Origin of the sequence: Pseudoalteromonas sp. S2721 (assembly GCF_005887425.1) — a bacterium.
GTDB lineage: Bacteria > Pseudomonadota > Gammaproteobacteria > Enterobacterales > Alteromonadaceae > Pseudoalteromonas > Pseudoalteromonas simplex.
Genome location: NZ_PNCZ01000012.1, coordinates 146,012 through 158,222 on the forward strand (window position 1 = coordinate 146,012; position 12,211 = coordinate 158,222).

Below are 12,211 nucleotides of genomic sequence, written 5' to 3' on the forward strand. Positions count from 1 at the left end.
GAAGTCAGCGTACATTTCGTGCAATTGTTCTCTACAATACGAGACAATTAACGTAATTGAAACATGTTTAAAGGCTTTTATTTTGAATTGAAAGAGTAAAACACGCGCCTCTGAGCTGTTCGCTCTTTGTAACGCTGACGGTGCCGTGGTGCCAGTCAGCAACTTTAGCGACAATGGCTAAACCTAGCCCGTAGCTTTCTCCATCCCGATTTCGATGTGTTTGTTCTTGGAAAAATGGACTAAATACTTTTTGCCAGTTTTGTTCGCTGACACCCGGGCCGTCATCTTCAACCTTTATGGTAACGAGTTCACTGGTACTGGTTGCACTGAGTAAAATTTCAGATTCAGCAAAGTCGCAAGCATTACTTAATAAATTAACAATGGCCCGAGCTAACCAGTGCAAATCAGCACAAATATCTTCGCCTTCAACGCGGTGATTAATGCGTAAGCCATGTTGTTCTACTTTAGGTTCAATTTGATGAATGAGTGTAAGGATGTAGGTTTCTAAATCAGAATGATTGAAGGTCAATTGATTCGCTTTTTGCTCAAGGGTAGCAAATGCCAGATAACTCTTTAGCATTGACTCCATTTGATCTAAGTCGTTTTCCATGCGAGCAAGATACTCAAGGCGCTTTTCTTCACTACTACAATCTTGCGCTGCTTCAAGACCAAACCGCAAGCAGGCGATAGGTGTGCGAATATCGTGAGATAAACTCGATGCCATCAACTTATTTTCATCAAGCAGTTTTTCGATTTGGCTAGCCATACGGTTGAATGTTAGCTCAACATCTTTGATATAGGTAAAATGAGATAAGTGAATACGACTTTTTAAATCGCCTTTGGCAAAGCGTTTTGCTGCTTCGTTTAAAACGGTTAAACGCTTGGCTAGTGGCGCAATGATAAAGCCCATAAATACGCATAACCCAGCGTAGAACAACAAGGTGAGTAACACATCGTTGCCTTGTTCGTGTGTTAAGTCTTTATCTAAACGCATTTTTAAGTGGTGCGTGCCTAAAGCGGCTTCACTATAAAGTAAATAGTAGCCTTGTTGATCTTCGAGGATCAGACCGCTAGGTTGGGTTATTTGTGATAATAGAGAATGGTGAAGTGCAAGCGATTGCGTCGGGCGATACTCAAGTTGCACTGCAAAGTCTTGATTAATATCCGTGATAGCTTGCTCGCGCTGTTTAGCGTCAAGCTTGGCGATTTGTTTTGCAAAACCTTTAATCATTTGTGTTTCGCTAGAAAACACATCTTGAGGAGCTTGGGTTTGCTGACTGAAAGCATCAATTAGCCAACCCAAAACAATGATTGAAAGTAAAGCACTACCAAGTAGCGAAAGATAAAACTTTTTCACAGGCGCTCAATGCTATTGCCATGCCGTGGCAACAAGTAAATAGCCTTTGCCCCAGATGGTTTTAATTTTTTCAGGGTGTTGTGGGTCATCATTAAATTTTTTACGTAACGATGAAATGAGCACATCCACACTTCTGTCTAAGCCATCATACTCTCGACCTTTCGTCGCTTTAAACACAGAGTCGCGGGATACAACTTGGCCTGCATTACTTGCTAAGTAATGGAGTAGAAGGTATTCAGCACTTGAAATATGAACTTCTTCATCTGCCAAGTAAACGGTACGTGATTCAGTATTAATTGATAACTTACCCACATTTATTAGTTCAGAGTTGGCTGTTGACTCTTGCGTATCAGTTTTAGAGCGCAGTGCCGCTTTAATACGTGCTAATAATGCACGGGGACGAACGGGCTTCATCATATAATCGCTTGCACCCACTTCAAGGCCAATCACTTCATCCATTTCATCATCACGAGCGGTTAGCATAATAATTGGGGCTTGATAAAACTGCCTTAAGTCACGGCACACACTAATACCGTCTTGTCCTGGTAGCATAATATCTAACAAAACCAAGTCTGGGTTTGTTTTACGTACTTGCTCAACAACTTGGTCACCGCGTTGACATAGTGTTGTTTGGTAGCCTTGTTCGATTAAATATTCTGCAACCCAATTGGCAAGAGATATATCATCTTCAACCAATAAGATGGTCCCATAATGTTCCATTATTCACTCCTAGTTAAAACAATCGCCAGCGTCGTTTCTTCTGACGATTTTTATAGACCCATTGCAATTGTATTTCTGTGCTTGCGACAACTTTACCGTTATTACTATTTATTAGCTCGAAACCAATACTTTCAGCAGAATCAAACTGGTATCTAAATAGCCCTTTTTGTTGCATTAACCAGCATTGCATAATGTGCTTACTTTGAGCGTTGCGTAAGCAGTAATTGCCAGTATTATGTTGTTGCCAGGTTATATCCACCTCGGCAAAGCAATTTCTACCTTCACGTAAGGCTACGCATGTATCAGGCAATGCAACTAACGCATTATCTGTATTTGCTTGATCTTGGGCAAACACGGGTTTTGCAAATAATATTGTTAACGTTACACAATACTTAAAAAACATAACGCACGCCTACCTTGGCTTTATGCTGATACTCTTGCGAAATAATTGGGCTTTGATGAATGTCTTTAGAAAACCAGGTTGAAAGCCAGCCAGTTAGAAACACCCAATGCCTATTTATAGGGTATTCAGCATGGAATTCAAAAATTAAACTGTACGAGGTATCAGGATCATAGACAGGGCGTGTTAATAAAGATTCTGATGGTGAAATTCCAAAGTAATAGTCAGTAAAATCATTAGAGTAAGCACTTAAGCCAACACCAGAGCGGAACTCCCAATTTCGCCAAGGGATAATCTGACTAAAAAATGAATTCATCACCCAGCCGTTGTGGGTACCAGAAACATCATGTAAATACTCAAATGAGATTTGTGAGTTTTCGAAACGGCGTGATAGGCGAAGGCCAACATCAAAATCATAATTACGGCTTTTTATACCTTCGAGTTCTGCGATGACTTCGTCACCGTAAAAAGTTAAGCCTGTATCATCAAAACCAGATTGAACATTTGTGCCTACTAGGTCTAAGCCCCATTCAAATTTGTCGATAACACTATAACCCAGAGTCAAACCACCACTAAGTTGGCTTTGATCATAATCAAGGTAAAAATTGTTGTAAGTAATGGCAAGGTGAATATCTGGTTCAAAGCCATCATTGTAAGAGTCCATGCCTATTAGATACGAGTCTTCAATGTAATACCCAGCGCCTATGCCCCAGTCCCATGCAAAGCCTTGGCTAGGCTCTAGTGTATTGTCGGCATAATAGCGATTACTTGCTAGGCTTGGGGCACTTAGCAAGGTTAAACATATTAAAAATAGGGTACTTTGAGCTCGCAACGTGGCTTCCTTGTCTGTCTGTAAGAAAGGGTAATAGCATATAGTATATTGTTAATGAGTTCCTGTAATCTGTAAAAAAATGTAGCAACAGACGAATGAAATGATGTTGAGGAGATAGTGAAGGGCGCTGTTTGCCTATGGGCAGACAAACAGCGAAAGTTACTTATTGAACTTTGATTTTATCGATTAAGATACTGCTAAGATAGTATTGCATCATAGGCGTAAGAGCACTAACTTCAGTACGGGTACACGGGCCTTGTTCTTTTTTTAACATGTCCATGCGTGTAATGGTCTGATACTCAGGTATCGTCACGTCTTTATTCACACGTGCCATACGTGCTTGCTCTGAATTTTGCTCATGCACAAAACTGGCTACTTCAAGTTCATTCTTTATTAGTTGTTGTTGCTCAAAGCTGTAGATTAGCGGCTCGCGGTGAAAGCTTGCGCTATCAATTGACGATTTTGCAAACCACACGACATCACCGGTTTTTCTATGAGTTAAACGCATACTTACTTGGCCTAAAATAGTCGCACATTGTTGAACAGGGTATTGCTTGGCGACTTCATCGAATAAAGAAAGTGGCTTTTTGGGTTTCACCAATTGGTATTCTGTTTCTTCAATAAGCTCAAGATCAAGCTGATGGATAGATAGGGTATAATCTGCTTGTGCGCTTTCGGCTACGACTTTTAACTGCTTAGCTGTAAGTGCCTCAGTTAGTTGAGAGTACAGTGTATCTGTGACACTGGTTTTGTCGGCAACTATCATGACGGTTTGATTTTTACTTACTGTATGAGCTGGTAGCTGTACCGATTTTACTTTAGGTGATGCATGCTCTGTTTGATACTCAACTTGAAAACGCTGGCTCTGTAAGCTCGGTTTTTTTGGCATTGTAAGTAACGGCGCTGGCTCTGGTTTAAGGGCGCAACCGACTGAAATTAAAACAAAAAATAAAAGCACGAATAAGCGCATAAAAAATAATCTACCCATAAATAATTAAGATTAAGCGTATTGTACGTTAGTCGAGGCAAAAGTTCATGATATTATGTTATAAGAAACTTCCTAAACAGACTTAAAAAAATAAATAATGAAGTACAGCTTATTTTTAATTTCCTTTCTTTTTTCTTTAACACTGCTTTTTGTTAGTGGTGAAGCTGCTTCGAGTGATAAGCAATGGCAAACATTCGTTGCTGATTATAATAAACACCTCACCCGAAAACTAAAAAGTAAAGGGATCCCAGGTGGCTCATTGGCAATTGTAAATATTGGTCATGATGATTTTATTAACGGTATTGGTCGAACAAAAATAGAAAAAGGCCGCAGAGTCGATAAACATACCCGCTTTCGATTGGCATCCGTCTCAAAAACCTTTGCGGGTTCATTAACCGCTAAACTGGCAGCACAAGGGGAGTTTAATATTGATGACCCTATCAGTAAGTTTATTCCTGCTTTTGCTAATACTGATTATAAAGATGACTTAAAAATTTATCACATATTGAGTCACTCTAGTGGCTTGGTACCTAACGCATACGATAACCTAATTGAGTCGCGTATGAGCTACCCAGATATTGTCGAGCGGCTATTGACTGTTGAGCCTATCTGCAAACCAAGTGAATGTTACGGTTATCAAAATGTGATGTTTAGCTTGATTGATTCTGTGATTTATCAATCAACACAGATGGATTACTCACACTGGATTTCGGAGTATATTTTTGCACCATTAAAAATGGCGGATGCGAGTGTTGGTTTTGAGGGGATGGTGAAAGATGATAATTATGCTCACCCTCATGTGCGCGGCAGAAAACGATGGTATACATCACGCTTGAAGAAAAACTATTATAAAGTGCCTGCGGCTGCAGGAGTGAACGCCAGCGCAAATGACATGGCGATTTGGTTGAATGCACAGTTAGGGCAATACCCTGACGTATTACCACTCGAGGCATTGATCAAACAAACCCGCCCTTACACACATACTAAAAAAGAAACTCGTCGTAGGGTTTGGCGTGAACATGTAAAAGATGCTTATTATGGATTAGGTTGGCGTGTTTATGATTATGATGATGAAGTGCTTTACTACCATAGCGGTTGGGTACAAGGTTATCGCAGCGATATTGTTGTATTTCCGCATCTAAACATCGGGTTTAGCTTAGTTCTTAATGCCGAAACTGGGTTAATTAACGAGCTTACTACCGAGTTTATCAATCGGGTTCTTAAATTCACGCGAGAGCAAAAATAGCTTAGGTAAAAAAGTTTAGTTACAAATTAATGGAAAATTATTTTTGCCTACAAAAAAGCCAGCAAATTTGCTGGCTTTTTCTGATTCGAAACTCCACAAGGCAGGATTAACCGCGCGGTAATTGAATCTTTTTCTCTTCGCTTTGACGATACAGTACAATTGTATGACCAATTGTTTGTAGTTTTGTTGCGCCTGTCTCGCGAACAATTGCATCAAAAATCAATGTTTTAGTTTCACGTTCATCTGTAGGAACTTTAACTTTGATTAACTCATGGATTTCAAGAGCGCTTTCGATTTCAACTAAAACGCCTTCGGTTAATCCGTTTGCACCAAGTAATACAACAGGTTTTAAACTGTGCGCTTGGCCTTTTAAAAACTGCTTTTGTTTGTTCGATAATTTCATCATGTTACAAATTTTGCTGAATATGGCTTGAATTAAGGGTATTCTAACGCCATCTAGAGAATATTACTAATTAGTTACGTATTAATTTTATGGCAAATAAAAAACATTCAGCCAGTTCTAAGCGTTGGCTGAAGGAACATTTCGACGATCCTTATGTTCACGAAGCGCAAAAGAAAGGTTGGCGCTCTCGTGCGGTATTCAAATTAGACGAAATTCAAAACAAAGATAAATTAATCAAACCATCGATGACGGTGGTTGATTTAGGTGCTGCGCCAGGAAGTTGGTCACAGTATTTAGCTGAAAAGGTTGGTGATAAAGGTCAGGTTATTGCTTGTGATATCTTGCCTATGGATTCCTTAGCAGGTGTTGATTTCTTGCAAGGTGACTTTCGTGAAGAAGCGGTACTTGATGCACTATTAACACGTATTGACGGAAAAAATGTTGATGTAGTTTTTTCTGATATGGCACCCAATATGAGTGGTAATACATCAGTGGACCAAGCGGGTAGTATGTATTTAGTCGAATTAGCATTAGATATGTGCCACCAAGTTTTAAAGAAAAATGGTGCGTTTTGTGTCAAAGTCTTCCAAGGTGAAGGATTTGATCAATACTTACAAGAAGTACGTAATAGCTTTAAAGCAGTGAAAATTAGAAAGCCCGATGCGTCACGTGCCCGCTCTCGGGAAGTATATATAGTGGCGACAGGTTACAAACTGTAGTACAGTTGTGCTGCGTTAAGTTGAATTTAAATTAATTGGATACAAGAGGTTAACTCCTTGAGCGATATGGCGAAAAATCTAATACTCTGGCTGGTCATTGCAGTAGTGCTAATGTCAGTGTTCCAGAGCTTTAATGGTGGTGATCAGGCAGATCGCCAAACAAGTTACACTCAATTTGTTAGCGACGCTCGCAGTGGCGCTATCCAAGAAGTCTCAATTGAAAGCACCACTGGTACGATTACTGGTACTAAAACAAATGGTGAGCGCTTTCAAACCATCATGCCTATGTATGATAAAGACATCTTGAATGATCTTTTAAAAAGCAACGTTAATGTCAAAGGCGTTAAGCCAGAAGAGCAGTCATTCCTCGCCAGCATTTTAATCTCTTGGTTCCCGATGTTACTGCTTATTGGTGTGTGGATTTTCTTCATGCGTCAAATGCAAGGTGGTGGCGGTAAAGGCGCGATGTCTTTCGGTAAGAGTAAAGCGCGCCTGATGAGTGAAGACCAAGTTAAAACAACGTTTGCTGATGTTGCTGGTTGTGACGAAGCGAAAGAAGATGTAACTGAACTTGTAGACTTCTTACGTGACCCATCAAAATTCCAAAAGCTAGGTGGTAGCATCCCGAAAGGTGTGTTGATGGTTGGTCCTCCTGGTACAGGTAAAACATTACTAGCTAAAGCGGTAGCTGGTGAAGCTAAAGTGCCGTTTTTCACAATTTCAGGCTCTGATTTCGTAGAAATGTTTGTTGGTGTTGGTGCATCACGTGTACGTGACATGTTCGAGCAAGCTAAAAAAGCAGCACCTTGTATCATCTTTATTGATGAAATCGATGCAGTAGGCCGTAAACGTGGCGCTGGCATGGGTGGTGGTCACGATGAGCGTGAGCAAACGCTAAATCAGATGCTTGTAGAAATGGACGGCTTTGAAGGTAATGAAGGTATTATCGTTATCGCTGCAACGAACCGCCCTGATGTATTAGACCCTGCGCTATTACGTCCTGGCCGTTTTGACCGTCAAGTTGTTGTTGGTCTTCCTGATATTCGAGGCCGTGAACAAATCCTTAAAGTTCACATGCGTAAAGTGCCATTAGGTGACAACGTTGAAGCTGCGGTAATTGCACGTGGTACACCTGGTTTCTCTGGTGCTGACCTTGCAAACCTAGTTAACGAAGCCGCTTTATATGCAGCCCGTGGTAACAAACGCGTTGTAAGCATGGCAGAATTTGACGCTGCAAAAGATAAAATCATGATGGGCGCAGAGCGCAAGACCATGGTGATGAGTGAGCAGGAAAAAGAAATGACTGCTTACCATGAAGCGGGTCACGCGATTGTTGGTCGCATGGTGCCTGAACATGATCCAGTGTATAAAGTGTCTATCATTCCTCGTGGTCGTGCTTTAGGTGTCACTATGTACCTGCCTGAGCAAGATCGTGTAAGCCATTCAAAAGAGCTATTAGAGTCAATGATCTCGAGTCTTTACGGTGGTCGTATCGCTGAAGCACTTATCTACGGTGAAGATAAAGTGACAACCGGTGCAAGTAACGATATTGAACGTGCAACAGATATTGCTCGTAAAATGGTTACCCAATGGGGTCTAAGTGAAAAACTTGGTCCGTTACTTTACGCTGAAGATCAAAACGAAATGTACATGGGTGGCGGCGGTAGCCGTGCTATGAGCATGTCTGATGAAACAGCAAAAGTTATCGACAGCGAAGTTCGTTTATTCTCAGACCGTAACTATCAACGTGCAGAGCAAATCCTTAAAGATAACATTGATATCTTACATGCAATGAAAGATGCACTCATGAAGTATGAGACGATCGATGCGGGTCAAATTGATGACTTAATGGCACGTCAGCCTGTACGTGAGCCACGTGATGTTCATGACCGCCGTTCAGACGATAAAAAGCCGAGTGCGAAAGCTGAGCATGTAGTTAATGAAACTAAATCTGATGATTCAGTAAAAAAGGATGAAACAAGCCTTGATGACAAAGCTGAATAATCGCTAGAATATAAAAAGCAAAAGCCCCGGATGCCGGGGCTTTTTTGTAGCATAAAATTGGCTCACTATTCCAGTGGAGTCCAGTGAAGCAAACGCATGGAAGTTTAAGTAAAAATGACCGCTCTTAAATTACCGCGAGGTCGCATTTTACGCCTCGATTCCCCTGTTGTTATGGGGATTTTAAATGTCACTCCTGATTCATTCTCTGATGGTGGTAGTTATTGTCAACTCGACAGCGCTGTCAAACAAGCTAAAACGTTATTAAATCAAGGCGCAAAAATAATTGATATAGGTGGTGAGTCAACCCGCCCTGGGGCACCTGATGTATCTCTTGAGGATGAGCTTGAACGCGTTATCCCTTTAGTTAAAGCGCTAAGAGCATCCAGCGACTGTATTATTTCTATTGATACCAGCAAAAGTGAGGTAATGCGCCAAGCGATAATTGCAGGGGCTGATATCATTAATGATGTCAGAGCTTTGCAAGAGCCAGGGGCAATAGAGGTATTAGCACAATACCCTGAGGTGGCAATTTGTTTAATGCATATGCAAGGTCAGCCTCGTACGATGCAAAGTAACCCATATTATGATGATTTATTTGCTGATATTAACGAATTCTTTGCAGAGCGTTTAGCCGTGTGTGAGCAAGCGGGCATTCAGTCTGAACGTATTATTTTAGATCCAGGTTTTGGCTTTGGTAAAACACTGGCTCATAATTACCAAATCTTAAATAAGTTTGATGTATTTAACCAATTCAAATTACCGGTTCTTGCGGGATTATCTCGTAAATCAATGATCGGTAATTTATTAAATAGAGATACCAATGAACGCTTAGCGGGAAGCCTTGCCGGTGCGCTGATAGCTGCACAAAATGGTGCAAAAATCATTCGCGTTCATGACGTACAAGAAACAGTTGATGTGCTTAGCGTTTGGCAAGCATGTACTAAAGGAATTACAAATGAGTAAAACAAGAAAATATTTTGGCACGGACGGTGTACGTGGCATGGTGGGTGAATTCCCAATCACTCCAGAGTTTGCGCTTAAGCTTGGTTGGGCTGCAGGTCGCGTTTTATCAAAAATTGGTACCAAAAAAGTCATTATTGGTAAAGACACCCGTATTTCTGGCTATATGCTTGAAACATCACTTGAAGCTGGCTTAATCGCCGCTGGTATCGATGTTGTTTTGTTAGGCCCAATGCCAACGCCGGCGGTTGCTTATTTAACGCAAACGTTCCGTGCTGAAGCGGGTATTGTAATTAGTGCATCTCATAACCCTTACCATGATAACGGAATTAAATTCTTTTCAAGCAGAGGCTTAAAATTACCAGATGATGTTGAGCTTGAAATTGAAGCCATGATGGATGAGCCAATGACCTGCGTTGCCTCTGACAAACTTGGTAAAGCGCGTCGTTTAGAAACGGCTGATGGTCGTTACATTGAATTTTGTAAAAGCCAATTCCCACAAGGCTTATCGCTTGAAGGTTTAAAAATTGTACTCGATTGCGCAAATGGTGCTACATACCACATTGCACCGTCAGTAATGCGTGAGTTAGGTGCTGACGTTATCTGTCATGCTTGTGAGCCAAACGGGGTAAATATCAACCTAGAGTGTGGTGCAACCCATGTTGAAACGCTTAAACGCAAAGTATTAGAACACAATGCTGATGTTGGTATTGCCTACGATGGTGATGGTGACCGAGTAATGATGGTTGACCACAATGGTCGTGTATTTGATGGTGATGACATTGTTTATATCATTGCTTGCCAAGCCGCTAATGACGATATTTTAGGTGGGGGTGTTGTTGGCACTGTTATGTCTAACATGGGCCTTGAAAATGCATTAAAAGCGCGCGGTATTGGCTTTGCTCGTAGTAAAGTAGGCGACCGCTACGTGATGGAACTACTGCAAGAAAATGGCTGGAAAATCGGTGGTGAGAGCTCAGGCCATGTATTAAATCTTGATTTAATCAGCACGGGTGACGGCATTATCTCAAGCTTGCAAGTGTTAGCGGCAATGGTTGCACAGAATAAAACGTTGCAAGACTTAGGGGCAGGTTTTACAAAGTACCCAATGAAAATGATCAATGTTCGTTACCCACAAGGTACCGATCCAACGCAAGATCAAGCTGTAGTTGAGATGGTAGCGCATGTTGAAGAGCAATTAGGTGATACAGGCCGAGTATTACTTCGAAAATCAGGTACAGAGCCTGTTGTTCGAGTAATGGTTGAAGCTGAGCAAGAAAAAGTTGTACTTGATAGTGCTCGCAAAATAGCTGAAGTTGTCGAAACTGTGAGCAAACAAACCGAGGCATAACAATAACCTCTTGTAACTTCGGGCAAGTCGAGTTAGTATCTTGCCCGCTTTCAAATGTGGAGTGGAATAATGGCAACACGTAAGCCGATGGTCGCAGGTAATTGGAAAATGAACGGCTCTTTAGAGCTTGTTGAACAGTTATCAACTGCTATTAAAAATGTTCAAACGGATGAACTGGATATAGTGGTGTTTCCACCATTCCCATTGTTGAGTTCTTTGCAGCAACAAAACGTCACGTTTGGTTCGCAAACAGTCTCTGAAAATCAAGCAGGCGCATTTACGGGTGAAGTAGATGCTCAGCTAGTCAAAGACCTAGGCGCAGCTTATACGTTAGTTGGCCATTCTGAACGTCGTAGCATTTACGGTGAGTCAGATGACGTTGTTGCAGATAAGTTTGCGCGAGCGCAGCAAGTTGGCTTAACTCCTATCCTATGTGTGGGTGAAAGCGAGCAGCAACGTGAAGCAAACGAAACTGAATTAGTGGTTGCAGCTCAAATTGATGCTGTAATTAGCAAATTAGGTGTAGCAGCACTGAAGAATTCTGTGGTAGCATACGAGCCCGTTTGGGCCATTGGCACAGGTAAGACTGCCTCTCCTGAGCAAGCGCAAGCCGTGCACAAGTTTATCCGCGAGAAGATTGCTTCTTCGGATAGCGATGTAGCACAGCAATTAACCATCTTATATGGTGGTAGCGTGAATGAAAAAAATAGCGAATTATTATTTGCACAACCAGATATAGACGGCGGCCTTATTGGTGGTGCCAGTCTTAAAGCAGATTCATTTACTGCTATCTGTGAAAGTGCAAAAGGGACCGTATAAGATGTACGAAATTTTATTAGTAGTTTATTTAATTGTTGCTTTAGCATTAGTTGGTATGGTTTTAATCCAACAAGGTAAAGGCGCAGATATGGGTTCATCATTTGGTGCTGGCGCTTCTGGTACCGTGTTTGGCTCATCAGGTGCTGGTAACTTCATGACTAAAACAACAACAATCTTAGCAACGATCTTCTTCGTACTAAGTATTGTTCTAGGTAACCTTACTGCAGGTCAAATCAAAAAGACTGATGAGTGGGAAAACCTAGAAGCTGCGCCAGCTGTTGAAACTGTAACGCCAGCACAATCTGATGTGCCTGCGACAGAAGATAAAACGTCTGACGTACCTAACTAATTAGCTTTGCTAATTAGCGTTAAGCAGTTTTCATTCCTCAAGTAAACTTAAAGCTTAACAACA

The 12,211-nt window shown here is 41.3% G+C and carries 13 protein-coding genes; 7 read left to right on the forward strand and 6 right to left on the reverse strand.

Annotated features, from left to right (window positions below; all coding sequences use genetic code 11):
• Positions 1 to 67 precede the first annotated feature (67 nt).
• The 5 genes from CWC02_RS05940 to CWC02_RS05960 all read right to left on the reverse strand — a co-directional run bounded on the left by CWC02_RS05940 (position 68) and on the right by CWC02_RS05960 (position 4,279).
• Entirely contained in the window at positions 68 to 1,357 is a 1,290-nt protein-coding gene (locus CWC02_RS05940; RefSeq protein ID WP_138616991.1) for a sensor histidine kinase, read from the reverse strand.
• 12 nt (positions 1,358 to 1,369) lie between these two features.
• The gene (locus CWC02_RS05945) at positions 1,370 to 2,077 is read right to left on the reverse strand and encodes a response regulator (RefSeq protein ID WP_054551708.1); all 708 of its coding nucleotides are present in this window, start codon (positions 2,075 to 2,077) and stop codon (positions 1,370 to 1,372) included.
• A gap of 13 nt (positions 2,078 to 2,090) precedes the next feature.
• Positions 2,091 to 2,480: a DUF3019 domain-containing protein gene (locus tag CWC02_RS05950; protein ID WP_054551707.1), complete on the reverse strand. Its 390-nt coding sequence runs from the start codon at positions 2,478 to 2,480 to the stop codon at positions 2,091 to 2,093.
• Positions 2,470 to 3,309 carry a MipA/OmpV family protein gene (locus CWC02_RS05955; protein ID WP_138616993.1) on the reverse strand — a complete coding sequence of 280 codons (840 nt, stop codon included), beginning with the start codon at positions 3,307 to 3,309 and terminating at the stop codon, positions 2,470 to 2,472. The genes CWC02_RS05950 and CWC02_RS05955 overlap by 11 nt, the downstream gene beginning before the upstream one ends.
• Before the next feature lie 163 nt (positions 3,310 to 3,472).
• Positions 3,473 to 4,279, reverse strand: coding sequence for a hypothetical protein (locus tag CWC02_RS05960; protein ID WP_138616995.1), 807 nt, complete (start codon positions 4,277 to 4,279; stop codon positions 3,473 to 3,475).
• A 115-nt stretch (positions 4,280 to 4,394) separates the two neighbouring features.
• On the opposite strand from CWC02_RS05960, the gene CWC02_RS05965 reads away from it, so the two are divergent.
• A complete protein-coding gene (locus CWC02_RS05965) occupies positions 4,395 to 5,543 on the forward strand; it encodes a serine hydrolase domain-containing protein (RefSeq protein ID WP_138616997.1) in 1,149 nt (382 codons plus the stop codon).
• A gap of 106 nt (positions 5,544 to 5,649) precedes the next feature.
• On the opposite strand, the gene yhbY is transcribed toward CWC02_RS05965, so the two are convergent.
• Positions 5,650 to 5,946 carry a ribosome assembly RNA-binding protein YhbY gene (gene yhbY, locus CWC02_RS05970; protein ID WP_054551950.1) on the reverse strand — a complete coding sequence of 99 codons (297 nt, stop codon included), beginning with the start codon at positions 5,944 to 5,946 and terminating at the stop codon, positions 5,650 to 5,652.
• A gap of 89 nt (positions 5,947 to 6,035) precedes the next feature.
• Between yhbY and rlmE the strand changes: the two genes are divergently transcribed.
• The 6 genes from rlmE to secG all read left to right on the forward strand — a co-directional run bounded on the left by rlmE (position 6,036) and on the right by secG (position 12,148).
• Complete coding sequence (gene rlmE / locus CWC02_RS05975; protein WP_054551703.1) at positions 6,036 to 6,665, forward strand: 23S rRNA (uridine(2552)-2'-O)-methyltransferase RlmE; 630 nt, start codon at positions 6,036 to 6,038, stop codon at positions 6,663 to 6,665.
• Positions 6,666 to 6,731: 66 nt separating this feature from the next.
• Entirely contained in the window at positions 6,732 to 8,669 is a 1,938-nt protein-coding gene (ftsH, locus tag CWC02_RS05980; RefSeq protein ID WP_138616999.1) for an ATP-dependent zinc metalloprotease FtsH, read from the forward strand.
• Positions 8,670 to 8,783: 114 nt separating this feature from the next.
• A complete protein-coding gene (gene folP / locus CWC02_RS05985; RefSeq protein ID WP_138617001.1) occupies positions 8,784 to 9,632 on the forward strand; it encodes a dihydropteroate synthase in 849 nt (282 codons plus the stop codon).
• Positions 9,625 to 10,980: a phosphoglucosamine mutase gene (gene glmM / locus CWC02_RS05990; protein WP_054551700.1), complete on the forward strand. Its 1,356-nt coding sequence runs from the start codon at positions 9,625 to 9,627 to the stop codon at positions 10,978 to 10,980. The genes folP and glmM overlap by 8 nt, the downstream gene beginning before the upstream one ends.
• 69 nt (positions 10,981 to 11,049) lie before the next feature.
• A complete protein-coding gene (gene tpiA / locus CWC02_RS05995; RefSeq protein WP_054551699.1) occupies positions 11,050 to 11,799 on the forward strand; it encodes a triose-phosphate isomerase in 750 nt (249 codons plus the stop codon).
• 1 nt (position 11,800) lies between these two features.
• Positions 11,801 to 12,148: a preprotein translocase subunit SecG gene (gene secG / locus CWC02_RS06000; RefSeq protein WP_054551698.1), complete on the forward strand. Its 348-nt coding sequence runs from the start codon at positions 11,801 to 11,803 to the stop codon at positions 12,146 to 12,148.
• Positions 12,149 to 12,211 lie beyond the last annotated feature (63 nt).

Bases quoted from the DNA above. Each gene is read 5' to 3' on its own strand.
- folP (WP_138617001.1), top strand. From the start codon at position 8,784: ATGACCGCTCTTAAATTACCGCGAGGTCGCATTTTACGCCTCGATTCC.
- rlmE (WP_054551703.1), top strand. From the start codon at position 6,036: ATGGCAAATAAAAAACATTCAGCCAGTTCTAAGCGTTGGCTGAAGGAA.
- ftsH (WP_138616999.1), top strand. From the start codon at position 6,732: ATGGCGAAAAATCTAATACTCTGGCTGGTCATTGCAGTAGTGCTAATG.
- CWC02_RS05945 (WP_054551708.1), bottom strand. From the start codon at position 2,077: ATGGAACATTATGGGACCATCTTATTGGTTGAAGATGATATATCTCTT.
- CWC02_RS05950 (WP_054551707.1), bottom strand. From the start codon at position 2,480: ATGTTTTTTAAGTATTGTGTAACGTTAACAATATTATTTGCAAAACCC.
- CWC02_RS05965 (WP_138616997.1), top strand. From the start codon at position 4,395: ATGAAGTACAGCTTATTTTTAATTTCCTTTCTTTTTTCTTTAACACTG.
- tpiA (WP_054551699.1), top strand. From the start codon at position 11,050: ATGGCAACACGTAAGCCGATGGTCGCAGGTAATTGGAAAATGAACGGC.
- CWC02_RS05960 (WP_138616995.1), bottom strand. From the start codon at position 4,279: ATGCGCTTATTCGTGCTTTTATTTTTTGTTTTAATTTCAGTCGGTTGC.
- glmM (WP_054551700.1), top strand. From the start codon at position 9,625: ATGAGTAAAACAAGAAAATATTTTGGCACGGACGGTGTACGTGGCATG.
- secG (WP_054551698.1), top strand. From the start codon at position 11,801: ATGTACGAAATTTTATTAGTAGTTTATTTAATTGTTGCTTTAGCATTA.
- yhbY (WP_054551950.1), bottom strand. From the start codon at position 5,946: ATGAAATTATCGAACAAACAAAAGCAGTTTTTAAAAGGCCAAGCGCAC.